The sequence below is a fragment of the Streptomyces sp. WAC03905 genome (genome assembly GCF_057371075.1).
In genome coordinates this window covers 267,544-293,372 of record NZ_JBXYDZ010000003.1, presented here as the reverse complement: position 1 = coordinate 293,372, position 25,829 = coordinate 267,544, and the positions used below count along the sequence as shown (strand labels likewise).

Below are 25,829 nucleotides of genomic sequence, written 5' to 3'. Positions count from 1 at the left end.
ATGCGCGATCCGCACGTCACGCCGCTCGCGGCCGCCCCCGCGTGCCCGCCGGAGCCGGGCCCGCTGCCCTGCTGTCCGGTGTGCGGCTGCGTGCCGGGACGCATCTCCTGGCGCCAGCGTCCGGGAGAGCCGGTCGTGCTGGTCTTCGACCCCTGCGGCGACCGCTGGAGCACCCCCGCCCCACCGGTCCTCGCGGTGAGCCCGCCCCGGGCACCGCGGACACACGGTCACGCCGACGCCGGCTGAGCCGGCGCCGGCGTACCGGTCCGATCCGGTCAGTTGGTGAACACCTGCACGACCCTGTCGCCGTTCACCGCGATGCCCGTCTTGGTGTACGAGCAGTTGAGGATGTTCGCCTTGTGGACCCCGGTGGAGTTCATCCACCGGTCGAAGTGCCCCTGCGCCGCATCCGTTCCCTGGGAGACGTTCTCGGCGGACGCGGTGTACGTCGCCCCGGCAGCCTTCAGCCGGTCCTGGACGCTGGAGCCGTCCGAACCCGTATGGCTCACGCCCACGTTGTCGTCGGCGAGCTTCTGGGCCGCGGCCTGCACCTTGGAGTCGATCGCGAGCGGCGTGTTGCAACCCGCCTTGGCGCGGGCGTCGTTCTCGAGCTGGAGCAACTCGTTGGGGTCGACCTGCAGCGGAACGCTCGCACGCGCGCCCGCGGTCACGGACGCGGGCTCGGCGGCGGCAGCCGCTCCGGCGCCGACGGCGCCCCCGAGGAACAGCAGCGAGGACGCACACACGGCGGTGCACCCGCGGCGCATACGGCCGGATCCGAAAGCCATGGGAATCTCCTTCTCGACGAGAAGCGGCAGACGCGGCGTACGCCGCCGCCGGTCACCCCCCATCCCTGCCGATTCTCCGCCGCACCCCACCCACGCGCATCTCCCGACGGCGAAACACCAGGTGAAGGCCCTGATGGATACGCTCTACAGCACCGCGAACGGCGCGGACCGTCAGCCCGCCCGCGATCCGGGCCGGGGCCGGCGACGGCCTCCGCGAGGAGGCGGCGGCCCGCCGGCGTGGTGAGCGCGGCGCGCAGGGCCGTGTCCCGGACGGCCCGCGCGGGAGCGGCGCGCACGGTCCAGGCGCGCGTGGCGAGATCGGTACGGGCCAGGACGCGCAGGGCGTCGGCGCGGCGGCCGCGGCGCCAGGCCGCGAGCCCGTCGGGCGCCGCTCCCGGCAGGGCCGAGGCCAGGGACACGGCGTCCCGGAGCCCGAGGTTGAGACCCTGCCCGCCGATCGGACTGCACACGTGGGCGGCGTCGCCGACCAACAGCACCCGCCGGCTCCGCCCGCGGCCGGCCATCCGCCGCTGGGTGCGGAAGGTGCTCGTCCAGCGGCACCCGCGGACGGTCGCTGTCCACCCCCGGGCCGCCGCCTCGGCGGCGAGCGCCTCGGGGTCCTCCGCGGCGTCCGGCACGGGCCCGTCCGGCCTGTGCAGCACCACCCTGGCCCAGCCGTCCAGGTGCATCGGCAGCACGACGAGCAGCCCGCGCGGGCCGCCGACCATGTGCACCCGCGCCGGGTCCAGCGAAGGCTCCTCGACCTGCAGGTCGGCGAGCTGCCAGGTGCCCCCGTAGGTCCCGCCGTGAAACGCCGTACCGGTCAGGGCGCGCAGGGTGCTCGACGCACCGTCGGCCCCCACCACCCAGCGGGCGCGCAGTGGTTCGAGGGCGTCGCACCGCACGGTGACGACGTCGGCGGCCTCCGCCACCGATCGGACGGCCGTCGACCGGTGCACGCGCACGCCCGCGCGCTCGGCCTCCGCAGCGAGCAGTCCCTCGGTGGCGCACTGCGGGACGGTCAGGACGTACGGGTACGGGGAACGCAGCCGTGCCAGGTCGAAGCCGCCGAGCCGGCGCCGCCCCGACCACATGTCGATCGCGTCCACGCGCCGCCCCAGCGGGTGCAGGGCCTCGGCCAGCCCGCTCGGGGCCAGTGCCTCCAAGGTCCGTGCGTGCAGGTCCGTCGCCCGCGACTCGGTGACCGGGCCGGGGCGGCGTTCCAGGACGACGACGCCCAGCCCCGTCCGGGCGAGCAGGAGCGCGGCGCTCAGCCCGACCGGCCCCGCCCCCACCACCGCGACGTCCACGTCAACCCCCATGTCGCGCACTCTAGTCGGACTGCGAGCACGCCGGCGGCGGGGGTCAGGAGCTCGTCAGGACCACGAGCTGCCGGGTCGCGCGGGTCATTGCGACGTAGCGGTCGACCGCTCCCTCGACGCCCTCGCCGAACCGGTCGGGGTCGACGAGGACGACCAGGTCGAACTCCAGCCCCTTCGCCAGCGCCGGCGTCAGCGACCGGACGCGGGACGTCGGCCGGAAGGAGGGGTCGCCGATGACGCAGGCGATGCCCTCCGGGTGTTCGGCCAGCCAGTCGTCCAGGACCGCGGCCAGCTCGGTGACGCGGCCGTGGACGACGGGGATGCCGCTGCTGCGGATGGACGTCGGCACGTTGGCGTCGGGGAGCGCGGCGCGGATGGCCGGCTCGGCCGTCGCCATGACCTCCTCCGGGGTGCGGTAGTTGATGCTCAGGGAGGCGACGTCGATCCGGTCGAGCCCGACGCGTTCGAGCCGTTCCCGCCAGGACTCGGTGAACCCCCGCCGGGCCTGGGCCCGGTCGCCGACGACGGTGAAGCTCCGCGACGGGCAGCGGGCCAGCAGCATCTGCCATTCCGCGTCGGTCAGCTCCTGCGCCTCGTCCACGATGACGTGGGCGAACGGGCCCGCCAGCAGATCCGGTTCGGCGGTGGGCAGTGTGCTCTCGTCGATCAGGGTGTCCTGGAGGTCCCGCCCGTGCAGCATCCCCATCGCGCCTTCGCTCTCGTCGATCACGACGTTCTGCAGCAGGCTCTCGATGGCGTCGGCCCGGCGGGCGCGTTCCGCGGCGACGGCGGCCTCGTTGCGGCGCTTGCGGACCGACGCCTCGGCGTCGCCGAGCCGCTGCCGGGCCGCGTCCAGGAGCGGCAGGTCGGACACCGTCCAGGCACCGGCGTCCGCCCGCTGCAGCGCGGCCACGTCGTCGGGGTCCAGCCAGGGCGCGCACCTGCGCAGGTAGGCGGGCACCGACCACAGGTCGGAGACGACGTCGGTCGCATCCAGCATCGGCCACGCCCGGTTGAGGGCGCGGATGAACTCCCGGTCCTGCAGCAGGGAGCGCCGCAGCAGCTCGGGCGGCACGTCGTGCCCCTCACCGCCGTCCTCGTGCTTGTCCATGAGGAGGGTGAGCAGTTCCTCCCGGATCTGTTCGCGGGCCTCGTTGTGCGGGGTGCCCGGTTCCACCGCCGCGAAGGCCGCCGCCCAGTCGTCGGCGCTCAGCCACACGTCGGACCAGTGGCTGGAGACGGTCATGCCCCGGGTGGGCGGTTCCTCGTAGATGCGCACGGCCGCGTCGACCGCCCTCACCAGGTCGGCGGAGGACTTGAGCAGGGCCGCGCGGGGGTCGCTCTCCTCCGCCGCCGCGGCCCCCTCGGCCACGAGGTCGCGCAGCGTGCAGGTCTGCACGCCCTCCTCGCCGAGGCTGGGCAGGACGTCGGCGACGTAGGCCAGGTAGGGCTGGTGCGGACCGACGAACAGCACGCCGCCGCGACGGTGGCCGAGACGCGGATCGGCGTAGAGGAGGTGCGCCGCGCGGTGCAGCGCGACCACGGTCTTGCCCGTACCCGGGCCGCCGTCGACGACGAGGGCACCGCGGGACCCGGCGCGGATGACGGCGTCCTGATCGGCCTGGATGGTGGAGAGCACGTCACGCATCCGGGCCGACCGGTTGCCGCCCAGGCTGGCGATGAACGCGGACTGGTCGTCGAGCGCCGCATGCCCCTCCAGCGTGTCGGCGCTGAACACCTCGTCCCAGTAGTCGCTGATCCGGCCGCGGGACCAGCGGTACCGGCGGCGGCTGGCCAGCCCCAGCGGGCGGGCGTGGGTGGCCGCGAAGAACGGCTCCGCGGCGGGGGAGCGCCAGTCGAGCAGCAGCCTGCGTCCCGTGCTGTCGGTGAGGCCGAGACGCCCCACGTACACCGGTTCGCCGCCGTCGGCGGGGACGATGCGCCCCAGGCACAGGTCCAGGCCGAAACGGCGCAGGGTGCGCAGGCGGGCGGTCAGCCGGTGGATCTCGGCGTCCCGGTCCATGGCCTCCCGGCCGATGCCGCCGGGAGCCCTGCGTGCGGCATCCAGGCGGTCGGTGAGTTCGGCGACGGACTGCGTGAGGCTTTCCGAGACGGCCGCGAAGTGCCGCTCGTCGCCGTCGATCAGGGCCGGGTCGGCCTTGGGGGAGAGGTGGTCGGGAAGGTCGAACGCGCTGCCGGCCCGCGGAGCGTCCGCGAGCGGCTCGACGTCGCCGCGTGATGCATGAACCGACAAAGACGAATGCACTTCGTGAATCTCCCGTTTCTGCAGTTTCTGGCTTCGGTCCGCGATTGTGACCCAGCACCAGGGCCTTGCGGCAAGCCCCCCGGTGCGCTATAAGTTCAGAGTGGCAAGGAGTGGGTTCACCTCCTTGCCTTTCTCGTCCTTTCTGGACGGCCCCGCGTGCCGGCTCCCGGCCGGCCCTGCCTTCCCCGTCGTTCGGCCTTCGCCCGTCCGTTCCTTCCGCCCCGCCGTGGCCCGGCGGGGGCTTCGGTGTGCCCGTCCCCGGCCTGATGAATGTTCAAAGATGCTTGTTCCAGTGCGATTTCGAGCAGCATTCTTCAAAGCGGGCCGCCCGGGCGGTATCTTGCCGGGAGCATGCCAAAGAGCTGTGTCCGTTCTCCGGACCGCACGAGGAGCTGCCCATGAGACTGCCGCGCATCCGCAGGAGCCGACGGATCCCCTTATCCGGCCGACCGCGCACACCGCGCCGACGAGCGGGGCGGCGCCTGCGCGCGCCCGCCACCGCCCTGCTCGCCGCCGTCCTCGCCGTCGCCGGTCTGGCCGCCGCCGGACCACTCGTCGCCCCGGCCACCGCGGCCCCGGCCGGCGCCACGGCCACCGCGGGCGACGTCACCCGCTTCACCCGCTCCGGGAACACCTTCACCATCTGGGCCTCCAGCGGTGCCAGGGCCCGGGTGGTCGTCGCCCGCGCCGACATCTTCCGCCTCTGGCTCTCGCCCGACGGCACCTTCACCGACGACCCCGCCGGCTCCGACCTCGCCGTCACCACCGACTTCGGGTCCGTCCCCGCACAGCACACCGACGCCGGCGCGTACCACCGGATCAGCACGGGCTCCCTCTCCATCCGGGTCTACAAGTCGCCGCTGCGGTTCGCCGTCCACCGCGCCGACGACACCACCCCCGTCTGGCAGGAGACCCGGCCCACCAGCTGGACCGGCGGCCGCACCACCCAGTACCTCGCCCGCGGCGCGGACGAGCAGTTCTACGGCACCGGCCTTCGCCTCGGCGAATGGGCGCTGCGCGACAAGACCGTCCCCATCGCCGTCGACAACCGGTGGCGCGAGAACGACAACGCCAGCCCCGCCCCCTTCTACATGTCCACCAACGGCTACGGCGTGATGCGCAACACCTGGGCCCCCGGCTCCTACGGTTTCCACGCCCCGACCACCCTCGCCCACGACGAGAAGCGCTTCGACGCCTGGTACTTCACCGGCGATTCCCCCAAGGCCGTCCTCGACGCCTACACCGACGTCAGCGGCAAACCGTTCCTGGCCCCGATGTGGGGCTTCGAACTCGGCAACGCCGACTGCTTCAACGCCTCCAACCCCGACTACCAGGGCGACCACGACCGTCCCCGCCACCGGACCACGCCCGACGTCGTCGGCTACGCGGCGGACGCCCGCGCCGCCGAAATGCCCTCGGGGTGGTTCCTCCCCAATGACGGCTACGGCTGCGGCTACACCGCACCCCTGAAACCGACCGTCGACGCCCTGCGGGCCAAGGGCTTCCAGACCGGTCTGTGGACCTCGACCGGACTCGGCTCCATCGCCGACGAAGTGGGCAGCGCCGGCACCCGCGCCGTGAAGACCGACGTGGCCTGGATCGGCGGCGGCTACGAACACGCCTTCGACGGCGTGCAACAGGCCGTCGACGGGATCGAGAAGAACTCCGACGCCCGCCGCTTCGTCTGGACCGTCGACGGCTGGGCCGGCACCCAGCGCAACGCCGTCGTCTGGACCGGGGACACCCACGGCACCTGGGACGACATGCGCTGGCACGTCCCCGCCATCACGGGCGCCGGCCTCTCCGGCCTCAACTACGCCGCCGGGGACATCGACGGGATCTTCGGCGGCAGCCCGCAGACGTACACCCGCGACCTCCAGTGGAAGGCCTTCACCCCGGCCTTCATGACCATGTCCGGATGGGGTGCCCCCAACCCCTCCACCGGCTACCAGGACAAGCAGCCCTGGCGCTTCGCCGAACCGTACCTGTCCATCAACCGCAGGTACCTCCAGCTGAAGATGCGGCTGATGCCCTACCTCTACACGATGAGCCGCGTCGCCCACGAGACGGGCGTCCCCAGCACCCGTGCCATGGTCCTGGAGTACCCCGACGACCCGGTGGCGCGCTCCAACGCCACCAGCGGCCAGTTCATGGCCGGCGACTCCCTGCTCGTCGCACCCGTCGTCTCCGACACCACCGTCCGGGACGGCATCCACCTGCCCGCCGGCACCTGGACGGACTACTGGACGGGCCGCACGTACCGGGGCCCCGGCCGGCTCGACGGATACCGGGCGCCCCTCGACACCCTCCCGCTGTTCGTCAAGGGCGGGGGCATCGTTCCGATGTGGCCGCAGATGAACCACACCGGGGAGAAGCCCGTCTCCACCCTCACCTACGACATCCACCCGCGCGGCGCGTCGACCTTCAGCCTCTACGAGGACGACGGCCGCACCCGCGCCCATGAGTCGGGCGCCTATGCCCGCCAGCGGGTCGACGTCACCGCCCCGGCCTCGGGCACCGGCACGGTCGCCGTCTCGGTGGGCGCCCCCACCGGCAGCTATGCCGGCAAACCGGCCTCCCGCGGCTACGAGTTCACCCTCCACGTGGCCGCCGCCCCCACCGCCGTCACGGTGGACGCGGCCGCCCTGCCGCGCCTGGCCTCCAAGGCCGCCTACGACTCCGCCGACTCCGGCTGGTTCCACGACCCGGCGGACCGCGCCGGGATCCTCTGGATCAAGACCGGTACGAAGGCGCGGGCGTTCACGGTCCGGGCCGCCGGCGTGACCCTCCCCGCGGCCGAACCGCTGCCTTCCGCGTCCGCCGACCCGCCCGGGCGGCCCCACCCGGCACGCTGACGACCGACGGACAGCCCCCGGCGGGTGTCCGCGTCCCCGAGCCGGCCCGGCGCCACCGCGGCCGGGCCGGCCCGCCCGGTCGTCCCGGCAACCGGCGGCACGGAGAACGGAGTTCGCTGCGGTGGGTCGGCACCCGTCCACACCTCGCGCCGGGGGTCCGGACCCCGTGGCGCAGGCGGGGACGGGTTGCCGCCCGGGCCCTGCACCGATCCTGATCCACCCCAACACCCAAGTCAATCCTCCTGTTTACTCCCCGCACCCAAGGAATATCTTGGGTCTCATGACCCTCGACGACCTCCGCGTGTTCGTGGCCGTCTGCCGTGCCGGCAGCCTCAGTGCCGTCGCACGTGATCTCGGCCGCACCCAGTCCGCCGTCAGCCAGCACGTCCGCCGCCTGGAGAAGCGGACCGGCACCAGCCTTCTGGAACGGCACGCCCGCGGCGTCGTCCCCACCGAGGCGGGCCGCATCCTCCTGGCGGCCGCCGCCGACGGCATCGCCGGCCTCGACGGCGCGCTGCGCCGCGTGGACGCCCTCGTACGGGGCGGCGGCGGCACCGTACGCGTCACCACCGGCGCGACGACCGTGCGGCACTTCATGTCCGAGGCCGTCGTCTCCTTCCGCCGGGACCACCCCGGGGTGAGCCTGGAGTTCCAGACCGAGAACTCCAGCCGCAGCTGCTTCGACGCCCTCGCCGCCGGCGACCTCGACCTCGCCTGGATCACCATCGGCGCCCCGGTCCGCGGCATCGAGCAGCGCCCCGTCATGGAACTGCCCTGGGTGCTCGCGGTCGGCGCCGACGACCCCCTCGCAGACCGGGACGGCCTCACCCCGGCCGACCTCACCGGCGTCCGCCACATCCGGCTCCCGGACAACTCCGCCTCCCGCGCCCACCTCGACGCCGCCCTCGCCGAGGCCGGTGTGCACGTCCGCTCCGACACCAGCGTCGCCGACTGGGACACCGCCCTGCTCCTCGCCGAACTAGGCCTGGGCCACGCCGTCGTGCCCGCGCTGCCCGGCTGGCAGGTCCCCGGATCCGACGGGCCGCTGCGCCTCGTGCCGATCCCCGCCCTGCCGCCGCTCGCCGTCGGCTGGGCCGTCCGCCGCTGGGCCGCCCTCGCCCCGCCGGCCCTCGTCTTCGCCGACGAGGTCGCCCGCAGCTGCCGGGCGCGCGCGGCCGGGCAGCAGTGACGCCACGACCAGCCCGACCGAGGCCAGCGCGGCCAGGGCCACCAGCGACGGGCCGTGCACCCCGGCGCTCGCGGCCACCGCGATGCCCAGGGCCGGACCGACGTTCATGGCCGTCTGCTTCAGACCGCCGACCACCCCGGCGTACCCCGCCGGGGCCTCGCCGACCACCGCCCCGGTGGCGGTGACCATGACGGTCGTGAAACCGGCCCCCAGCACCGCGAAGGCCGGCCCCGAGGCGGAGCCCAGTCCGGCGATCCCGGCGACGACCAGCGCCGTACCGGTCAGCGCGGTGCGCCGCGCCCCGAACCGGCGCAGTGCCATCCCCGCCACCGGAGCCCCCGCGACCATCACGGCCGTCAGCGGCAGTACCCGCAACCCCGTGTCGAGCGCGTCCAGCCCCTGCACGTCCTGGAGCCGGAACGTCGCCGTGAACAGCGCCCCGAACATGCCCGCGGACACCACCAGCAGCAGGGCCATCGAAGCCGTCACCGCTCTGGCCCGCGCCACGGCGGCCGGCACGAGCGGCCGCGCGGAACGCCGCTCACGCCGGACGAACCAGGCGCCGAGCCCGACGGCGCCCGCGAACCCGAGCAGGGTCGGCACGCCGCCCCACCCGTACTCCGGTACGCCGACCAGCGCGTGCACGAACACCGCGACGGCCGTCGCCAGCAGGGCCGCGCCGCCGAGCTCCAGCCGCCCCGCCTCCGCACGCGGCGGCGCGGGCGCCCGTACCGCGAGGGTCAGCGCGGCGATCACCACGGCGACGGGCACGTTGAGCACGAACACCGCCCGCCAGTCCCACTGGGCGACCAGCAGGCCGCCCAGCAGGGGGCCGGCTGCCGCCGCCACCCCGATCGCGCTGGTCCGCACCGCCACCGGCGTGGCCAGCCGGTCGGGCGGATACGCCAGCCTCAGCAGCGCCAGCGTCGCCGGCTGGAGCAGCGCGCCGAAGACGCCCTGCACGGCGCGCAGCGCGATCACCCAGCCCACGCCGGGCGCGAGCACGATGCCGGCCGAGGCGGCCGCGAAGCCGAGCACGCCGACGCACAGCAGCCGGGCGTGCCCGTACCGGTCGCCCAGCCGCCCGGCGACGACCAGGAACGCCGCCACCGCCAGCATGTAGGCCGTACTGGTCCACTGGACCTGCGTCACGCTCGCGCCGAGGTCGTGGCTCAGGCTCGGCTGCGCCACCGTCAGCACGGTGCCGTCGAGGGCGACGAGCATGGCGCCCGCCACGCTGACGAGCAGGGAGATCCGCTGCCTCACGCCGGCACACCACCGAGGTGCGCGTCGACGGCGGCATCCACCAGCCGTTCGACCCCGGCGGCCCGGTCCTCGCCGAGCACCAGCGGCAGGCTGCCCCAGCGCCACAGCTGCGCCACGCCGTGCAGGTTGGCCCACAGAGCGGCGGCGGTGACGGACGGCTCGATGGCCCCGCACCGGCCGACGAGCGCGACGAGCAGGGCGAACAGCGGCAGCGTGGATTCCCTCAGCCGGGGTTCGTCCGACGGGTCCTGCCCCTCGCTGTCCAGCAGGTCGTGCCGGAACATCAGCTCGAACATCCCGGGGTGCTCCAGGGCGTAGCCGACGTACGCGCAGCCGATCGCCCGCACCCGCTCCCGCGGGGCCGACCCCTTCGCTCCGGCCGCCACCTGCGCGAACCGCTCGCCGAGATCGGCGAAGCCACGGCGGGCGATCGCCGACAGCAGGGAGTGGTGCGTGGGGAAGTACCGGCGCGGCGCACCGTGCGAGACGCCCGCCCCCCGGGCGATCTCCCGCAGACCGAGGGCGCCGGTTCCGCCGTTCATGACGAGCTGCGCGCCGACGTCGATCAGCCGTTCCCGAAGGGGTCTCTCCTGGTCCATGGAGGTCTGTCTACCAGCAGGAGTAGACAGTGTCTACTCGCTCGGGCCGGGGCCGCGGCGGCTGACGAGGCCGAGTGGAGCGGTGCGGAGGATGATGGAGTGGGCGGAGGCCCGAGGAGGAGGTGCACGTGCCATGACGGAGCACGAAGGCGGCCCGTCGGCGCAGGACCTGGAGGAAGGCCGGCTGCTCAAGGAGCTGGAGGCCATCCACCGCACGCGCCACGAGACCCTCTTGCACGGGTCCGACGATGCCCTGGTCACCCATACGAAGAGGATGAACGAGCTGGAGCACGAGTACGTGCGCCGCCACCCGCAGCGCGCCCAGACCGCCTCCCGCACCCGTTCGGGCGCCCGCGCCCGAACCAACGGCGAGCACTGACCCCACCCGCGACCCCACCCGCGACACCATCCACGTACGCCCACCGCCTCCGACGGTGGGCGTACGTGGGCTTCCTTTGCCTCGAATGAGACAATCTTGTATCGTTCGAGGCGAAGGAGGCTCATCATGGTGCAGGAAGAAGAACTGCTCGACGGCGCCGCCCGCGTCCTCGCGGGAGACCACAGCGCCTCGATGGTGCAGATCGCCGCCGGAATCGGCACGAGCCGCGCGACGCTGAGCCGCCGCTACGCGACCCGCGAAGCGCTGCTCAAAGCCGTCGCCGTCCGGGCGATCGAGGTGGTCGACGGCTGCCTGGCCCCGCTCGACCTCGCACGGAACGCCGACCCCGCCGCCTTCGACACCGCCCTGGAGGAACTGGTCGTCGCGCTCCTGCCCGCCGCCCACCTCTACGGCTTCACCTCACGCGACGCCACCGTGCTCGCCGACCCCGCGTTCCGGGCCGGCGTGGACCGGCAGGACCAGCGGGCCCTCGCCTTCCTCGCCCTCGGCCAGCGACTGGGGCGGCTGCGCGCCGACCTCCCGCCGTACTGGATCTGGTACTCCCTCTGGGGACTCCTCGACGCCGCCGCCGAAGGCGTACGGGACGGGCACCTCGCCCGCCGGCAGATCGGCCACCTGGTCCTGACCTCCCTCCTCCACGGGACGCGGCCCCCCGGGCGGCCCCCCGAGCGGCCCTCCGGGCCGCCCCCCGCCGACGCCCCCGCACCCTGATCCGCCCTCACCGCGCACAGACCCCGAACGGAAACCCATGCACACCCCCACGCCGGACCCTCGCAGGTGGATCGTCCTGGCGATCCTCTCCGGCAGCCTCCTGCTCATCTCCATGGACACCACGATCCTCAACGTGGCCTTCCCCTCGCTCGTCGGCGACCTGCAACCCGGTGCCGTACAGCAGCTGTGGATCATCGACGTCTACGCGCTGGCCCTGTCCGGCCTGCTGGTCACCGCGGGCGCGCTCGGTGACCGGTGGGGCCGCAAGCGGCTGCTCATGGCGGGCTTCGGCATCTTCTCGGCCGCCTCGCTGATGGCCGTGTTCGCCACCGAGGCCTGGCACCTGATCGCCGCCCGCGCCCTGCTCGGCATCGGCGGCGCGGCCATCATGCCGGCCACCGTCTCGATCCTGCGCACCGTCTTCACCGACGCCAAGGAGCGCGCCTTCGCACTCGCCGTCTGGGCGGCCGTCTTCGGTGGAGGCATGGCCCTGGGGCCGGTCGTCGGCGGCTTCCTGGTCGAGGACCACGGCTGGCACTCCGCCTTCCTCCTCAACCTGCCCGTCGCCGCCGTCATCGTGGCGGCCGGCCTGCGCTACCTGCCCGAATCCCGCTCCCCGCGCAGCGACGGCCGGTGGGACTGGTGGGGCGTCGCCCAGTCCGTCGTCGGCATGCTCGCCCTCGCGGGTGGCATCAAGCAGCTCGGCAAGAGCGGTGTCGCCGACCCGCTTCCCTGGAGCCTGCTCCTCGTCGCGGCCGTCGCGCTCACCGTCTTCGTCCGCCGCCAGACGAGGCTGGACAACCCCCTGCTCCAGGTACGGCTGTTCGCCAAGCCCGCCTTCAGCGTCGCCGCCACCGCGATCTTCCTCCCCATGGTCGGCATGGGGGCGATCCTCTTCCTGGTCACGCAGTGGTTCCAGTACGGCGAGGGCTACACCCCGCTGGAGGCCGGACTACGCCTGCTGCCGGCCCCACTGGCCCTGGTCGCCGCCTCGATGGTCGCCCCGTCGCTGATGCAGCGCTTCGCGATCCGCCACGTGCTGGGCGCCGGACTCGTCGTCCTGGCCGCGGGCATGGCACTGCCGTGGACCCTCCAGCAGTTCACCGACCTCGGCTACCCCGCCTTCGCGGCCGCCCTCGCGGTGATGGGCCTGGGCGCCGGCACCGCGACCACCGTGGCCTCGGTGACGCTGGTGTCCGCCGCGCCCGCCGCCGAGGTCTCCAGCGCCGCCGCCATCGAGGAGACCTGCTACGAGCTGGGCTCCGCCATGGGCGTCGCCGTCCTCGGCTCCACCGCGGCCGCGCTCTACCGGGGCAACCTGCCCGACCTGGAACTGGACGGCCCCACCGCGGCCGCCGCACGGGACTCCGTCGGAGAGGCCGCGCACCTGGCCGAACGGCTGGGCGGCGCCGTGGGCCAGGCACTGCTCGACACCGCCTCGCACGCCTACACCCTCGCCATCACCCCGACGTTCCTCCTGGCCGGCGGCCTCGCCGTCGCCGCGGCGGCCACCAGCTGGGCGCTCATTCCGCGCGATCTCCGGCCCACCGAGAACCACTGACCCGGGCGGGCCGGAACGCGGCCGCGGGCGCCGGGCCCAGCGTGGTGGTGCCCGGCGCCGCCCGGTGCCCCAGGCCCGTGCGGTACGCGTCCATCGCCGCCTCGACCCGCCCCGTACGCCGCAGCAGGTCCCCCAGCAGCCGGCACAGATCGGCGAGGTCGCCCGTCGCCCCGCTGCGCTCCAGCAGCGCCAGCGCCTGGACGTAGTGCTCCTCGGCCGACTCCGTCTCACCGCGCTCCTCGGCCATCAGGCCGAGGAGCCGGTGCGCGCCGCCCGCGTGCACGGCGCCGTGGCTGTTGCCCAGCTCCAGCAGCGCGGCGAGCAGCGCCGCGGCCTCCTCCTGCCGGCCCAGCCGGCGCAGTACGTCCGCCAGCTCCACCTCCACCTGGGCGGTGTAGAGGCCGGCCCGCCGGGCCGACAGCATGTCCCGGGCCGTACGCAGCTCCCGTTCCGCGGTGCCGAGTTCGCCGTTCTGGGCCAGCACGTAGCCGCGCATCCAGTGGCAGTGCGCCAGATCGGTGCTCAGCTGCAGCTGCCCGTAGATCGCCTGCGCCTTCGCCAGGGAGGCGTCGGCCTCGGCCATCCGCCCCTCGGCCAGGAAGGTCCGCGCCACCTGCCGGTGCATGCCCGCCACCAGCGCCGGATCGCCGACCCGCGGCGCCAGGGCGAGCGCGAGCTCCGCCGAGTGCGCGGCGCGCGCGTGGGCGCCCATGTCCATGTACGGCCCGATCACCGCGGCGTGCAGCATGACCAGCGCATCGGGGTCGGCCAGCCCGCTCGCCTCCAGCTCGTCGATGGCGGACTCCAGCAGGTAGCAGGCGTAGCGCAGCTCGCCGGCGAGCAGGTGCGCCACGGCCCGGCCGCGGACGGGGCGGGCCCGACGCGGTAGCGGCTCGTCGGCCATGAGGCGTTCCGCCTCCTCGAAGTGGTCGATGGCGGCGGGCAGTTCACCGGCCTCCAGGGCGCACTCCCCGAGACCGAGGCGGGCCTGCGCCTGCTCGGGGACGAGCCCCAGCTCCTCGGCGTCGGCGAGCAGCCCGCGATAGCGCACGGCGGCCTCCTCGGCCGCGCCGGTGGCGAGCGTGCGCTGCGCGTCGGTGAGGGCGAGGCGCAGCTCGGTGGCCAGATGGGGCGGCCGGCCGGTGGCCAGCTCCTCGTACGACGTGCCCAGGCGGGCCGCGAGGAAGCGCAGCGCGGTCTCGGAGGGGCGCACCTTGCCCGACTCCAGGGTGGAGACGTAGGCAGAGGTGTAGGAGGGCTGCGCCAACTGCTTCTGGGTCAGGCCGCGTTCCACACGCATGCGGTGGACCCTGCGGCCGATCTGGCCCGGTTCGTCCATGGAATCCCCCCTGGTTGCTCGAACTCCCCAGTATTCAACCGGAGTCCGCCATTGCGCACCTCCCGTGCGCCGCCTAGTTTAAGCAGCCGATTCAGTGCGTTTACTCATTCGCTTAACTTCCTTTCCCGGGGGAGGACTTCATGGATCCGGTCAGTGGCACGGTCAGAGGCACGGTCAGAGGTGCGTTCAGGGGTGCGGCCGGCGGCCGGGCCCGGCGTCCGGCACTGCGTGCGGTGCTCGCCATGGTCTGCGCGACCGCAGCACTGGTGGCCGCCGGCCCGGCGGACGCGGCAGCTGGTGGGGCGGGCGCGGCGGATGCGGTGCAGACCGCGGCGGGTCCGGCCGGGAGCCGGGTGAAGGTGGAGGTCCCCGGCCCCGAGGTGGGCGGGGACGCCGGATCCGGACACCGCCTGGTGCCGTCGGCCGGCAGCCCCGCGAAGAGCGCGGGCCGGCTCACCGAGGCCGAGCGTTCGGCGGACGGCGAGGTCACCAAGCTGATCGACAACGGCTCGACCGCCGACCGGCTCGACGTCGTGATCATCGGCGACGGCTACACCGCCGCCGAACTGCCCCGGTTCCGCGCGGACGCCGAGCAGAAGTGGGCCGAGGTGGCGGCGGTCGAGCCGTACACCACCTACCGCGGCCTCTTCAACGTCTGGACGGTCGACGCCGTCTCCCGCACATCGGGCGTCTCCGGAGACCCGGACCCGGCCACCGTCCGCGACACCGCCCTCGGCTCCTTCTTCTGGTGCGACGGCATCGAGCGGCTGCTCTGCATCGACCAGCCCAAGGTCGACGCCTACGTGGCGAAGGCGCCCGCCGCGGACCTGGTCGTCGTCCTGGCCAACAGCGCCAAGTACGGGGGCGCCGGCTACAACGAGCCCAGCGCCACCCTCGGCTACGAGGGCATATCGACCGCCTCGGCCGGCCATCCGAAGTCCGGCCAGGTCGCCATCCACGAGACCGGCCACTCGCTGGGCAAGCTCGCCGACGAGTACTTCTACCCCGGCGTGCCGGACTACGAGGAGTACACGGGGCCCGAACCCGGCGAATCCAACAGCTCAGCCCTGCCGGCCGACCGGATGGCCGCGCAGCGGGCCAAGTGGTACCGCTGGCTCGGCGAGGAGTCACCGGACGGCGGCACGGTCGGGGCGTACGAGGGCGGCAACTACTACGTGACGGGGCTGTACCGGCCGACCGACAACTCCCTCATGCGGGTCCTGGGCAAGCCCTTCAACCTGCCCGGCGTCGAGGCGATGATCGCGGGCTTCCACCAGCACGCGAAGATCGCCACCGCGATCACTCCCACGGACCGGACCCTGCGGATGCGCCACACCGCGAAGGTCGCCGTACCGGAACTCGCCGGAGCGGACGGCCGGCAGCTCGTGGTCCGCTGGTACCTGGACGGGAAGGAACTCAGGCGGTTCGAGGGGCGCACCCAGGTGTCCGTGGCCGAGCTGCGGCTCTTCGACCTCCGCACCCACCGCCTGTCGGTGACGGCGGAGGACCGCACGCCGTCGGTCCGCGACCCGAAGACCGCCCGCACGCTCCGCTCCACGGTGGAGTGGAAGGTCCGCCTCTAGTGTTCTGAGTCCGGAATTCTGTTCAGATAGCTGGCGAGGCGTTCAAGGATCTCGTCCGCAGTCTTGGTCCAGACGTAAGGCTTCGGGTCGCTGTTCCACGTGGCGATCCAGTCGCGGATGTCCTTCTCGAGGGCCTGGACGGACTTGTGGACGCCTCGCCGTATCTGCTTGTTGGTGAGCTCGGCGAACCACCGCTCCACCAGGTTCAGCCAGGACGATCCGGTGGGTGTGAAGTGCAGGTGGAAGCGGGGGTGTGCCAGCAGCCACTTCTTGATGTCCGGGGTCTTGTGGGTGGCGTAGTTGTCCAGCACGAGATGGACCTCCAGGCCAGCCGGGACTTCCTTGTCGAGCTTGACCAGGAACTTCTTGAACTCCTCGGCTCGGTGGCGGCGGTGCAGGGATCCGATGACCTTGCCGGTGGCGACCTCGAGTGCGGCGAAGAGGGTGGTGGTGCCGTGCCGGACGTAGTCGGCCGTCCGCCGCTCGGGCACCGCCGGCATCATGGGCAGCACCGGCTGTGACCGGTCCAGGGCCTGGATCTGCGACTTCTCGTCGACGCAGAACACCAGGGCCCGCTCCGGCGGATCCAGGTACAGGCCGACGACATCGTGGACCTTGTCGACGAAGTACGGATCCGTGGACAGCTTGAACGTCTCGGACAGGTGCGGCTGCAGGCCGAACGCCCGCCAGATGCGCGACACCGTCGACTGCGACAGACCGGTCTCCCTGGCCATCGACCGCGTGGACCAGTGCGTCGCACCCTTCGGCGTCGACTCCAGCGTCTTGGTGACGAGAGCGGCGACCTGCTCGTCCGTCACCGTCCTGGGCCCGCCCGAACGCGGCATGTCTCCAAGGCCCGCGATCCGGTACTCCACGAAACGGGCCCGCCAGCGGCCTACCGCCTGAGGCGTGGAACCCACCCGGGCCGCAACATCCTTGTTCGTCGCGCCTTCGGCGCAGGCCAGGATGATTCGGCAACGCAAGGCCCACGCCTGAGGCGTCGAACGGCGCCGCACCCAGCCCTCGAGCGCGGCCCGCTCCTCATCGGTCAGTACCAACTCGGCCTTCGGCCGCCCCATCGCCATACCGAAAGCCTACATCTAAACAGAATTCAAGACTCAGAACACTAGGTCCTGTCGTCAAAGTGGCGCCGGTCAGGCCCGCGGTGTCCGGTGCCGTGCATCGCAAGGCGGAGGGGCGCCCGAGTACTGGACGTACGTGGGCGCCCCGACAACGCGGCGAGGTGCGGTGCCGGGCGCCGCGGGCCAGGTGCAACTTTGACGACAGGGCCTAGAGTGCTGCCCCGGCGCCGGTCAGCGTGACCAGTCAGGGTCCCGGCCGGTGAAGGCGAGGAGCTTCTCCGCCCGGCCCGCCCCCTCCGCGACGACCAGGGCCGGTGCGTACTTGCCGAAGGAGTCGCGGACGAAGTCGACGATCCTCGCCGCGATGTCCTCCAGGCCCTCTGCCATCTCCTCGGTCAGCGGCAGGTCCTGACCGGTGGCCCGGGCGATGTCCCAGGCGTGGATCCCGGCGTCGAGCGCGGCCGCGGTGGCACCGACGTCCGGGGGCATCGGTCCCATGGGAGTGGGCACGCTCTCCTCGTCCCTCCGCGACTCCCACGCCGCCGCGGCCGCCTGCAGCACCTCGGCCAGTTCGGCGACCGGGTCGTCGCCCGTCGCGTCCGCCGGCTCGAACGGGTCGGTCGCGGGCGCGACGCCCGTGATCTGCATGACCAGCGCCTGCTGGTCCAGCCGCGCGTGGTTCAGTATCTGACGCACCGTCCACTCCGAGCACGGCGTCGGATCCCCCCACGCCCCGTCGGGCACGCCGCGCACGGCGGCGAGCAGGTAGCCGTGCGCGTCAGCGAGCAGTTTGAAACCGTCGACAGCCATCCGTCGCCCTCCCGGGGTCCCGCATCGGACCGTCACCATAGAACGCCCCCGCCCCACCCGTCCGCCCTTTCCGCGTGCGCGGCGCACGACGCACGACGCACACGGCACGCGGCAGGCAGCCGAACCGGCCGGTGGCCCGCGGCGACGGGGGTCGCGGCGGGCCACCGGCCGGCAAGGGGTGGCGCGGGGGCGAGGGGGGTTACATCGGGTCCATGCCCCGGTCGTCCATGCGGCTCTCCTGCTCGCTCTGCTCCTGCAGCCGGCGGGCCTTCTCCTGCAGCCGGCGGCGCTCCTCCGGATCGGTGGACCGCTCGGCGGCCTCGTTGAGCTCCTTGGCCTTGGTGCGCATCTGCTGGACCCGGCCGCGGGACTCGCCTGCAACGCTCATGATCACTCCTTGCACTGATGGGGAAGAGCGGGCGGATTCAGCGAACCAGCACCGCCGGGGACCCGCATCTCGAACCGTCACCCACGGTGATCCTGCCGCGGCCGCTCAGTACAGGACGGGGCGGGCGAGATCCTCGTCGGAATCCGCCCCCAGCTCGGTCGTGAGGGTGAAGAGCGCCCCGTCCGGGTCGCGGAGCGTCACCCACCGCTCCGCGGCGTTCGAGGAGATGACCGAGACCATGCGCCCGCCGCGCATGACGGCCGCGTCGATCGCGGGCCGCAGCCTGGGCACGCGGAAGTGCACGTGCCAGCGCGGCCGGGTGTGCGGGGTGTAGGAGGCGAGCTCGACGGGACCGCTGTTCAGGCGGGCGACCGGCTCGCCGTTCTGCCGCAGGACGACCTGGTCCTCCTCGTAGGAGACCGCGCAGCAGCCCGGGCGGTCGGTGGCCCACTCCAGTACCGCGCCGTAGAACATCGCCGCGTCGAAGGCGTTGCGGGTCCGCAGTTCCAGCCAGGCCGGGAGGGGGCCCTTGCCTGCCCGCCAGTCCGCGGCGACATCGCCTTCCCAGATCCCGAAGACGGCGCCGTCAGGGTCGGCGACGAGCGCCGCGCGGCCGCCGGACTCGAAGGAGACCGGGCCGACGGCGATGGTGCCCGTCCGCTCACGGATGCGGTCCACCGCCACGTCGGCGTCGTCGACGGCGAAGTACGGGGTCCACGCCGCCGCCACCGCCAGGTCAGCGGCCAGCGCCCCGATGCCCGCGACCGGGACCCGGTCCAGGAACGCCACCGAGAAGGCATCCCCGAGGCGGGCCGGCCGGAACCGCCACCCGGCCACCGCACGGTAGAAGTCCTGGGCCGCCCCGAGGTCGCGCGTCATCAGGCTCACCCAGCACGGCGCCCCGAAGACCTCCCGTGTCGAAATCTCCACCGCACGCTCCGTCCCTGAGGCCCCCGCCGTTCCATTCTGGTCCCATTCGTGACGATCTTCGCGGCCGGCGACCGCCCGCGCACCCCGAGAATCACCCTCCGTGTCGGTCCGGTGTCGGGTCCGTGCGCGGCATTGGGTGGGCCGCGGTGCCGCTGCATCAGCCGGGTGGCGTCAGCCGATGCGGGGCTGTCCCATCGGCGGAGCCTTCCCGACGGACGCTCTGCACGGCGAGAACGGGGTTCATGGGCTCGACGAGTTCTTGGACGGCGACCGTCACCAGGTGGTCCGGGGCGTTGGCGTGCAGCAGGGCGCGCACGTACTCGAGGGCTTGCCCCGGAGACAGCACCGGCAGTCCTGCGGGGTCGCGGGTGCGGGCGTATTCCTCGGACTGCCAGTACACCTTCCAGACCAGCTCGTGCTCCGTGACGCCCAGCACCGTTGTGCCGAGCTGGGTCACGCCCTGGGCCGCCCACGGCTGGTTGCGGCGCGCCAGCTCTTCCTCAACGATGCGCACTGCGATCTCTCGTTCGATCACGCGTGCAGCATCTCCCATGGATCCGGCGCCGGCCAGCAGGCCGGGGCGGTGCGGGGCTCAGGGGTTGAGGTACCAGATGGACGCGTTGAGGGCGCTCGCGAAGGCGACCCACAGGAAGTAGGGGACGAGGAGGAGCGCCGCAGGTCGGCTGAGCCGCAGGAAGAGGACGACGGTCGTCCCGACTGCGGCCAGCAGAAGCAGGATGTCCAACAGCGCGAGGCCGTACTGGCGGGCTGCGAAGAACAGGGGGGTCCAGGCGAGGTTGAGCGCGAGCTGGACGGACCACCAGACGAGTGCCGTTCGGACGCGGACGCGGTCCTGGTCGGAGCGGCGCCAGACCAGCCAGGCGGCGATGCCGATCGTGGCGTAGAGGACGGTCCAGACGGGCCCGAAGAGCCAGGCGGGAGGAGCCCACGCGGGCCGGTCCAGGGCCTCGTAGACCGTGCCCGCATCGGCGGAGGCCAAGGCGCCGAGCGCTGCGACCCCGTAACTCGCGGCGAGGAAGAGCAGAAGGGCCCAGAGGTTCCTCGCCCCGTGCCGGCGCACCGGGGGCGTCACTGAAGTTGCCACAACCTGCTCCTGGTGGACTCGGATCCATGGACCATGCCTGGTGTCTGCCCTCTCCTTCGTCTCTCAGACGGCCGCCGGATGCATCCGGCGGCCGCCCGGCCCGGTCCCGGGCCGCGCGGCGGCGCACCCCCTGCTTTACTTGCCCTTTACCATCGGTTCCCGGATACTGTCCGTGACCACACCTGGCCCCGGACCGCGCAGGTCCGCCGAAGAACGAATGGAGCGCACGACCCGCAATGGGTGAACCTCCCAGTCCATGCCGTGCCACGACCCGCCCGCAGCACATCGAGCCGGGAACGGGGGTGGCACGGTGACCGAAGTCCTCCTGCTGTTCCTCGCACTCGCCCTCACCCTCGCGTGCGCGGTGTTCGTCGCCGCCGAGTTCTCCCTCACCACCGTCGAGCGCAGCGAACTCGAACGCGCCACCGCGGCCGGTGAGCGGGGCGCGGGAAGCGCCCTCAAGGCCGCCAAGCGGCTCACCTTCCAGCTGTCCGGCGCACAGCTGGGCATCACCGTCACCTCCCTGGTGATCGGCATGCTCGCCGAGCCGTCGGTCTCCGCGCTGCTGCGCGGCCCGCTGGAGGCCGCCGGCCTGCCCGCCGGTGCCGTGTCGACCGTCGCGACCCTGCTGGGCGTCGTCCTGTCGACCGTCGTGCTGATGGTGGTCGGTGAGCTGGTCCCGAAGAACTGGGCGATCTCCCGTCCGCTGGCCGTGGCCAAGGTGGTGGCCGGACCTCAGCGCGCCTTCACCGCCGCCTTCGCCCCGCTGATCCGCCACCTGAACAACACCGCGAACCGTCTCGTGCGCCGTTTCGGTCTGGAGCCCGCCGAGGAACTGGCCTCCGCCCGGACACCGGAGGAACTGGTGGCCCTGGCCCGGCACTCCGCCCGCGAGGGCGCGATCGAGGCGGACTCGGCCGAGCTGTTCGTACGCACCCTGCACCTGGCCGAGCTGACCGCGGAGAACGTGATGGTCCCGCGCATCGACGTCCAGGCCCTGGAGCTGCACGCCACCGCTGCCGACGCGGCGAACCTCACGCTCGCGACCGGACTGTCCCGCTTCCCCGTCTACCGCGACAGCCTGGACGAGGTCGTGGGCACGGTCCACATCCGCGACGTCCTCGACCTCGACGAGGACCACCGGGCCAGGACGCGGGTGTCCGAGCTGATGACCACCGCCCTGCTCGTCCCGCACTCCCTGCCCGTCGACACCCTGTTGTCGCGCCTGCGCAAGGCCCGCACCATGGCCGTGGTCATCGACGAGTACGGCGGCACCGCCGGCGTGGTGACGGTCGAGGACATCGTCGAGGAGGTCGTGGGCCCGGTCCGCGACGAGCACGACCCGGTCGAGGTCCCCGACCTGATCGAAGCCCCCGACCAGGACGGGCGCGAGGTCTGGGAGGCGGACGGCGGCATCCGCCTCGACGAACTCGACGCCATCGGCTTCGCCGTCCCCGAAGGCCCCTACGAGACCCTGGCCGGCCTGATCGCCACCCGCCTGGAGCGCATCCCCGTCGCCGGTGACACCGTCACCGTGGACGGCTGGGAACTGACCGTCCTCGACATAGACCACCACCGCGCCGACCGGGTCACCGTCACCGCACCGGCACCGGCCGACGCCCGCACCGCCTCCGGGGAGGAGGACCGATGACCGCCATCCAGCTGCTGGTCGGCGCCTTCACCCTGATCACCAACGCCTTCTTCGTCGGCGCCGAATTCGCCCTGATCTCCGTCCGGCGCAGCCAGATCGAACCGGCCGCCCTCAAGGGAAGCCGGCGGGCGAGAACCACCCTGTGGGCGCTGGAACACCTCTCCGCGATGATGGCCACCGCCCAGCTCGGTATCACCGTCTCCTCCCTCGTCCTCGGCGCGGTCGCCGAGCCGGCCATCGCCCACCTGCTGGAGCCGCCCTTCGCGGCCGTGGGCGTACCCGAGGCCCTGATCCACCCCATCGCGTTCGTCATCGCCCTCACCGCGGCGACCTACCTGCACATGCTGATCGGCGAGATGGTCCCCAAGAACATCGCCCTCGCCGCCCCGGCCCCGACGGCCCTGCTGCTGGGACCGCCCCTGGTCGCCCTCACCCGCGCCCTGCGGCCGTTCGTCTTCGGCATCAACGCCTTCGCCAACACCCTGCTGCGGGTACTGAAGGTGGAGCCGAAGGACGAGGTCGGCGCCGTCTTCACCGACGACGAACTCGCCCGGCTGGTCAAGGACTCCAGCGCCGCCGGGCTCCTCGCCCCCGAGGACGGCGAACGACTGCGGGACGCACTGGCCCTCGGCAAACGGCCCGTGGGGGAGATCATGATCCCGCGGGAGGAATTCGTCACCGTCGCCCACGGCATCACCCCCCGCGGTCTGGAACGCACCGCGGCCGACCACGGCTTCTCCCGCCTGGTCGTCACCGGCGCGCACGGCGACATCATGGGCTTCCTGCACATCAAGGACGCCCTGGGTGCCGCCGACCGCACGGCCCCGTTCCCCCGTGCCTCCCTGCACACCGTCACCCGGATCGGCCAGGACACGCCGCTGGACGACACGATGGACGCCATGCGCGACGCCGGAACCCACCTCGCGGCCGTCACCGACGACACCGGGGCCGTCAGGGGATTCGTGACCATGGAGGACGTCCTCGAAGAACTCGTCGGCGAAGCCGCCTGACCGGAGGCGCCGACGGCAGCCGGACGGGGCCCGCCGGGTCCGGGGAGACGGAGGACCTGCGCGGCACGCGTTGAAAGGAGCCCGCGTCCGGCGCGAACGAGTGGCATCAGCGCCTCTACGACCGCGCCGGGCGCGGAGGCCTCATTCCCTGAACTGGACGGCTCAGCAACGCGAGGTGTCCCTTGCGGCGGCGGTACCACCTGGCGCTCACCGACACCTGCGGCACACCGTCCGTGACGCCTGGGAACTCCCTACCCTCCCCGGTCCGCTACCGGGCGCCGTCGCGCGGGCCGCGTTCCCTCCCGACGCCGGGGGCCCGCCACATGCCGGCGCGTCCGTCAGTCGTACGGCCCGGTGCCGGTCTTCAGCGTGATACGACGCTCGGTCCCGTCGTCCGGCAGCGCGGCACGTTCGTCACCGAACGGTTCGCCGCCCGGCAGAGGCCGGCGAGGCCGGTGCGTGTGCGGACTTCGCGTTCTGGGACGACGGCGCCTTACATGGCGTCTCCGCGGGCAAGGCGCAGGGGGATACTTCGGAGTGACACGTGGCGCCGAGCCCTCCCCGAGGGGTACGCCCGGATCAGCCGGCAAGGTGACGACCGGCCCCCGCCGCGCTGCATAGCGTCGTGCCATGACTCGACGCCGAACCGCCGCAGCCGCCGTTTTACTCGCCCTGCTCCTGCCGCTCCCGCTCGCCGCCGCCGGCACCGCCGCCGCGGCGGACACCCCGGCCACGGCCGAGCGCAGCCGCACCGCGGTCGAACTCCCGCGCCCCACCGGCCGCTTCGCCGTCGGCCGGGAAGACCTGCACCTGGTCGACCGCAGCCGGACCGATCCCTGGGCCGGCTCCGGACCGCGCGAACTCATGGTCACTCTGCGCTACCCGGCCCGGCGCGACACCGGCAGCCCCGCGCGCTACCTGACCCGCGAAGAGGCCCGGCTGCTCCTCGTCGACCGCGGGCTGGACCAGGCCGTGCCCGTCGGGACCCTGGCCGGCACCGGGAGCGCCTCCCGGACCGGCGCCCGTCCCGTCGCCGGCCGCCACCCGCTGGTCGTCCTCTCCCCGGGCTTCACCGTCCACCGCGCCACCCTCACGGCGCTCGCCGAGGACCTCGCCTCCCGCGGCTACGTCGTCGCCGCGGTCGACCACGCCTACGAAAGCGTGGGTACCGCCTTCCCCGGCGGACGCGTGTTCACCTGCCTGGCCTGCGACAAGGCCCAGGAGACCGGAATGCGCGCGGTCAGCGACAACCGCGCCCGCGACGTGTCCTTCCTGCTGGACCGCCTCACCGGACCCCGTCCCGCCTGGCGCCACGCCGGTCTGATCGACCCGGGCCGCATCGCGATGGCCGGCCACTCCATCGGTGGCGCCTCCGCGATCGCCGCGATGCAGTCCGACCCCAGGATCCGGGCCGGGGTGAACATGGACGGCGGCAACGCCACGCCCGTACCCGCTACCGGACTCGGCGGCCGCCCGTTCCTGCTCCTCGGCGCCCAGGAGCGGGGCCCCGGCGGCAACGCGAGCTGGGACCGCGACTGGCCGCTGCTCGACGGCTGGAAGCGCTGGATCACCTTCGACGGCTCCGGCCACTTCACCTTCAGCGACTTCCCCGCCATCGGCGAGCAGTTGGGCCTGGACGACCCGGAGGCCCCGCTGCCCGGCGCCCGCTCCGTGGAACTGACCCGCCGCTACGTCGGCGCCTTCCTCGACCGGCACCTGCGCGGGGAGCCCCGGCCCGTCCTGGACGGCCCCTCCGCCGACGCCCCGGAAGTCCGCTTCCACACCCCGTAGGCCGACTCCCCGCACCTCCCCACGCCCGCGGGTGCACGGCACCCGACCGGCGCACCGGCGGCCGATTACCGCTGGTCCGGTGAGTTTCGGCAGGATGGGGGCATGACCGAGATCCGCACCCCCCGACTCCTCCTCCGCCTCTGGACCGACGACGACCTCGTCCCCCTCTCCGAGATCCACGCCGACCCCGACGTGATGCGCTGGGTCGGCGACGGCTCGACCCTCGGACTCGACGAGACCGCCGGGGCGATCGAGCGCTGGGAGGAGGAGTGGGACGAGGAGGGCTTCGGCCTCTTCGCCGTCGAACTCCTCGGCTCCGGCGAGCTCATCGGGGCCGTCGGCCTCTCGGTCCTGGAGGACCTGCCGGGCGCGCGGGCCGACGTACAGATCAGCTGGCTGCTCGGCCGGCCGTTCTGGGGTCAGGGCTATGCCTCCGAAGCGGCCCACGCCACCTTGGAGTTCGCCCTCCAGGACCGCGGCCTGGACCGCGTCGTCGCGGTCCACCGGCTCGGCGACACCGCTTCCGAGAGCGTGGCCCGCAAGCTGGACATGGTGAGCGAACGCGAGATCACCGACCCCCGGTACGGGCACGCCGTGCAGGTCCACGGCATCGACCTCTCCGAGTACGAGGCCTGACCGGACCCGCAGCGCGCCCGGGCGGCCCGCATCAGCCGATCGGACGACCCGGGGGTCGTCCGGACCGCTCCCGCGCTCCCGCCACCGGGCGGACCGGCAGCGGGCCGCGACGCCGCGAGCATGGACCGGGGGAGCGGGAGGGCGTACCGGGCCCTCCCCGTCCCGGAGCCGAGAGGGACACCATGAACGCGCACGCCGCCCGCCGCGGCTTCGAGGGCACGGCCCGCACGCTGCGGCCGGCCGGGGGACGGCACGGGGAGGACCGGTGAACCGCAGGCCACCGCGCCCCCGTGGCCGCGCCGCACTCGTGGCGGTCGCCGCCGTGGCCCTCCTCACGGGTTGCACGCAGGGTGCGACGCCGTCCCCGCCGGGCCCGGTCCCGTCCCCGCCCGGCCCGGCCCCTCCGCCGCCGAGCCGCTGCCGGCCGGCACGCCGACCCCGCGGGGCCTCCTGCTGACGGCCGACTCCGGCGGTGACACCGTCACCTTCGTCGACCCGGAACGCGGCGCCGTCGCCTCCGTCACCGTGGGCCGGCCCCGTACGGCCT

22 protein-coding genes and 1 pseudogene are annotated in these 25,829 nt (G+C 73.4%); 11 read left to right on the top strand and 12 right to left on the bottom strand.

Annotated features, from left to right (window positions below; all coding sequences use genetic code 11):
* Nucleotides 1-246 carry a hypothetical protein gene (locus AC2RP6_RS04250; protein ID WP_486444895.1) on the top strand — a complete coding sequence of 82 codons (246 nt, stop codon included), beginning with the start codon at nt 1-3 and terminating at the stop codon, nt 244-246.
* Nucleotides 247-275: 29 nt separating this feature from the next.
* Here AC2RP6_RS04250 and AC2RP6_RS04245 read toward each other — a convergent pair whose 3' ends face one another.
* From AC2RP6_RS04245 to helR, 3 genes are read right to left on the bottom strand one after another with little or no spacing between them, the layout of a single operon-like run.
* On the bottom strand, nt 276-671 hold the full coding sequence (locus AC2RP6_RS04245) for a CAP domain-containing protein (RefSeq protein WP_486444894.1): 396 nt from the start codon (nt 669-671) through the stop codon (nt 276-278).
* Nucleotides 668-2,110 (bottom strand): FAD-dependent oxidoreductase, encoded by a 1,443-nt coding sequence (locus AC2RP6_RS04240; RefSeq protein WP_486444893.1) that lies wholly within the window; start codon nt 2,108-2,110, stop codon nt 668-670. Before AC2RP6_RS04240 ends, AC2RP6_RS04245 begins: the two co-directional genes overlap by 4 nt.
* A gap of 43 nt (nt 2,111-2,153) precedes the next feature.
* Nucleotides 2,154-4,364 carry an RNA polymerase recycling motor ATPase HelR gene (gene helR, locus AC2RP6_RS04235; RefSeq protein ID WP_486444892.1) on the bottom strand — a complete coding sequence of 737 codons (2,211 nt, stop codon included), beginning with the start codon at nt 4,362-4,364 and terminating at the stop codon, nt 2,154-2,156.
* Between the two features lie 410 nt (nt 4,365-4,774).
* Between helR and AC2RP6_RS04230 the strand changes: the two genes are divergently transcribed.
* Together AC2RP6_RS04230 and AC2RP6_RS04225 are read left to right on the top strand one after the other, a co-directional pair.
* Nucleotides 4,775-7,231, top strand: a complete 2,457-nt coding sequence (locus tag AC2RP6_RS04230) for a glycoside hydrolase family 31 protein (protein ID WP_486444891.1) — start codon at nt 4,775-4,777, stop codon at nt 7,229-7,231.
* Between the two features lie 280 nt (nt 7,232-7,511).
* Nucleotides 7,512-8,420 (top strand): LysR family transcriptional regulator, encoded by a 909-nt coding sequence (locus tag AC2RP6_RS04225; RefSeq protein WP_486444890.1) that lies wholly within the window; start codon nt 7,512-7,514, stop codon nt 8,418-8,420.
* On the opposite strand, the pseudogene AC2RP6_RS04220 reads toward AC2RP6_RS04225, so the two are convergent.
* Nucleotides 8,403-9,644: pseudogene (locus AC2RP6_RS04220) on the bottom strand (MFS transporter); the annotation flags it as partial. The gene AC2RP6_RS04225 and the pseudogene AC2RP6_RS04220 overlap by 18 nt on opposite strands.
* A 38-nt stretch (nt 9,645-9,682) precedes the next feature.
* A complete protein-coding gene (locus tag AC2RP6_RS04215) occupies nt 9,683-10,285 on the bottom strand; it encodes a TetR/AcrR family transcriptional regulator (protein ID WP_486444889.1) in 603 nt (200 codons plus the stop codon).
* 133 nt (nt 10,286-10,418) lie between these two features.
* On the opposite strand from AC2RP6_RS04215, the gene AC2RP6_RS04210 reads away from it, so the two are divergent.
* The 3 genes from AC2RP6_RS04210 (at nt 10,419) to AC2RP6_RS04200 (ending at nt 12,957) form a co-directional block, all read left to right on the top strand.
* Nucleotides 10,419-10,664 (top strand): DUF6158 family protein, encoded by a 246-nt coding sequence (locus AC2RP6_RS04210; RefSeq protein ID WP_366679452.1) that lies wholly within the window; start codon nt 10,419-10,421, stop codon nt 10,662-10,664.
* Nucleotides 10,665-10,790: 126 nt separating this feature from the next.
* Nucleotides 10,791-11,396 (top strand): TetR/AcrR family transcriptional regulator, encoded by a 606-nt coding sequence (locus AC2RP6_RS04205; RefSeq protein WP_486444888.1) that lies wholly within the window; start codon nt 10,791-10,793, stop codon nt 11,394-11,396.
* Between the two features lie 37 nt (nt 11,397-11,433).
* Nucleotides 11,434-12,957, top strand: a complete 1,524-nt coding sequence (locus AC2RP6_RS04200) for an MFS transporter (protein WP_486444887.1) — start codon at nt 11,434-11,436, stop codon at nt 12,955-12,957.
* Here the strand turns inward: AC2RP6_RS04200 and AC2RP6_RS04195 are convergent.
* Nucleotides 12,920-14,296: a helix-turn-helix domain-containing protein gene (locus tag AC2RP6_RS04195; protein WP_486444886.1), complete on the bottom strand. Its 1,377-nt coding sequence runs from the start codon at nt 14,294-14,296 to the stop codon at nt 12,920-12,922. The genes AC2RP6_RS04200 and AC2RP6_RS04195 overlap by 38 nt on opposite strands.
* A 242-nt stretch (nt 14,297-14,538) precedes the next feature.
* Between AC2RP6_RS04195 and AC2RP6_RS04190 the strand changes: the two genes are divergently transcribed.
* A complete protein-coding gene (locus AC2RP6_RS04190; RefSeq protein WP_486450221.1) occupies nt 14,539-15,879 on the top strand; it encodes a M64 family metallopeptidase in 1,341 nt (446 codons plus the stop codon).
* Here AC2RP6_RS04190 and AC2RP6_RS04185 read toward each other — a convergent pair.
* From AC2RP6_RS04185 to AC2RP6_RS04160, 6 genes are all read right to left on the bottom strand, one after another.
* Nucleotides 15,876-16,958 carry an IS630 family transposase gene (locus AC2RP6_RS04185; protein ID WP_486444344.1) on the bottom strand — a complete coding sequence of 361 codons (1,083 nt, stop codon included), beginning with the start codon at nt 16,956-16,958 and terminating at the stop codon, nt 15,876-15,878. The genes AC2RP6_RS04190 and AC2RP6_RS04185 overlap by 4 nt on opposite strands.
* A gap of 234 nt (nt 16,959-17,192) precedes the next feature.
* Nucleotides 17,193-17,771 (bottom strand): TIGR03086 family metal-binding protein, encoded by a 579-nt coding sequence (locus tag AC2RP6_RS04180; RefSeq protein ID WP_486444885.1) that lies wholly within the window; start codon nt 17,769-17,771, stop codon nt 17,193-17,195.
* Nucleotides 17,772-17,970: 199 nt separating this feature from the next.
* Nucleotides 17,971-18,159: a DUF6381 family protein gene (locus AC2RP6_RS04175; RefSeq protein WP_486444884.1), complete on the bottom strand. Its 189-nt coding sequence runs from the start codon at nt 18,157-18,159 to the stop codon at nt 17,971-17,973.
* A 105-nt stretch (nt 18,160-18,264) separates the two neighbouring features.
* Nucleotides 18,265-19,038, bottom strand: coding sequence for a VOC family protein (locus AC2RP6_RS04170; RefSeq protein WP_486450220.1), 774 nt, complete (start codon nt 19,036-19,038; stop codon nt 18,265-18,267).
* A gap of 208 nt (nt 19,039-19,246) precedes the next feature.
* A complete protein-coding gene (locus AC2RP6_RS04165; protein ID WP_486444883.1) occupies nt 19,247-19,624 on the bottom strand; it encodes a hypothetical protein in 378 nt (125 codons plus the stop codon).
* A 57-nt stretch (nt 19,625-19,681) separates the two neighbouring features.
* Nucleotides 19,682-20,194: a TspO/MBR family protein gene (locus AC2RP6_RS04160; protein ID WP_486444882.1), complete on the bottom strand. Its 513-nt coding sequence runs from the start codon at nt 20,192-20,194 to the stop codon at nt 19,682-19,684.
* Between the two features lie 310 nt (nt 20,195-20,504).
* Between AC2RP6_RS04160 and AC2RP6_RS04155 the strand changes: the two genes are divergently transcribed.
* The 4 genes from AC2RP6_RS04155 to AC2RP6_RS04140 all read left to right on the top strand — a co-directional run bounded on the left by AC2RP6_RS04155 (nt 20,505) and on the right by AC2RP6_RS04140 (nt 25,282).
* On the top strand, nt 20,505-21,845 hold the full coding sequence (locus tag AC2RP6_RS04155) for a hemolysin family protein (protein WP_486444881.1): 1,341 nt from the start codon (nt 20,505-20,507) through the stop codon (nt 21,843-21,845).
* Nucleotides 21,842-22,855, top strand: a complete 1,014-nt coding sequence (locus AC2RP6_RS04150) for a hemolysin family protein (RefSeq protein ID WP_486444880.1) — start codon at nt 21,842-21,844, stop codon at nt 22,853-22,855. The genes AC2RP6_RS04155 and AC2RP6_RS04150 overlap by 4 nt, the downstream gene beginning before the upstream one ends.
* A 630-nt stretch (nt 22,856-23,485) precedes the next feature.
* On the top strand, nt 23,486-24,646 hold the full coding sequence (locus tag AC2RP6_RS04145) for an alpha/beta hydrolase family protein (RefSeq protein ID WP_486444879.1): 1,161 nt from the start codon (nt 23,486-23,488) through the stop codon (nt 24,644-24,646).
* 102 nt (nt 24,647-24,748) lie between these two features.
* On the top strand, nt 24,749-25,282 hold the full coding sequence (locus AC2RP6_RS04140; protein WP_486444878.1) for a GNAT family N-acetyltransferase: 534 nt from the start codon (nt 24,749-24,751) through the stop codon (nt 25,280-25,282).
* The last annotated feature ends 547 nt before the right edge of the window (nt 25,283-25,829 follow it).

Bases quoted from the DNA above. Each gene is read 5' to 3' on its own strand.
- AC2RP6_RS04170 (WP_486450220.1), bottom strand. From the start codon at position 19,038: ATGACGCGCGACCTCGGGGCGGCCCAGGACTTCTACCGTGCGGTGGCC.
- AC2RP6_RS04225 (WP_486444890.1), top strand. From the start codon at position 7,512: ATGACCCTCGACGACCTCCGCGTGTTCGTGGCCGTCTGCCGTGCCGGC.
- AC2RP6_RS04190 (WP_486450221.1), top strand. From the start codon at position 14,539: ATGGTCTGCGCGACCGCAGCACTGGTGGCCGCCGGCCCGGCGGACGCG.
- AC2RP6_RS04215 (WP_486444889.1), bottom strand. From the start codon at position 10,285: ATGGACCAGGAGAGACCCCTTCGGGAACGGCTGATCGACGTCGGCGCG.
- AC2RP6_RS04210 (WP_366679452.1), top strand. From the start codon at position 10,419: ATGACGGAGCACGAAGGCGGCCCGTCGGCGCAGGACCTGGAGGAAGGC.
- AC2RP6_RS04240 (WP_486444893.1), bottom strand. From the start codon at position 2,110: ATGGGGGTTGACGTGGACGTCGCGGTGGTGGGGGCGGGGCCGGTCGGG.
- AC2RP6_RS04195 (WP_486444886.1), bottom strand. From the start codon at position 14,296: ATGGACGAACCGGGCCAGATCGGCCGCAGGGTCCACCGCATGCGTGTG.
- AC2RP6_RS04140 (WP_486444878.1), top strand. From the start codon at position 24,749: ATGACCGAGATCCGCACCCCCCGACTCCTCCTCCGCCTCTGGACCGAC.
- AC2RP6_RS04205 (WP_486444888.1), top strand. From the start codon at position 10,791: ATGGTGCAGGAAGAAGAACTGCTCGACGGCGCCGCCCGCGTCCTCGCG.
- AC2RP6_RS04150 (WP_486444880.1), top strand. From the start codon at position 21,842: ATGACCGCCATCCAGCTGCTGGTCGGCGCCTTCACCCTGATCACCAAC.
- AC2RP6_RS04185 (WP_486444344.1), bottom strand. From the start codon at position 16,958: ATGGGGCGGCCGAAGGCCGAGTTGGTACTGACCGATGAGGAGCGGGCC.
- AC2RP6_RS04200 (WP_486444887.1), top strand. From the start codon at position 11,434: ATGCACACCCCCACGCCGGACCCTCGCAGGTGGATCGTCCTGGCGATC.
- AC2RP6_RS04230 (WP_486444891.1), top strand. From the start codon at position 4,775: ATGAGACTGCCGCGCATCCGCAGGAGCCGACGGATCCCCTTATCCGGC.
- AC2RP6_RS04250 (WP_486444895.1), top strand. From the start codon at position 1: ATGCGCGATCCGCACGTCACGCCGCTCGCGGCCGCCCCCGCGTGCCCG.
- AC2RP6_RS04145 (WP_486444879.1), top strand. From the start codon at position 23,486: ATGACTCGACGCCGAACCGCCGCAGCCGCCGTTTTACTCGCCCTGCTC.
- AC2RP6_RS04175 (WP_486444884.1), bottom strand. From the start codon at position 18,159: ATGAGCGTTGCAGGCGAGTCCCGCGGCCGGGTCCAGCAGATGCGCACC.
- AC2RP6_RS04180 (WP_486444885.1), bottom strand. From the start codon at position 17,771: ATGGCTGTCGACGGTTTCAAACTGCTCGCTGACGCGCACGGCTACCTG.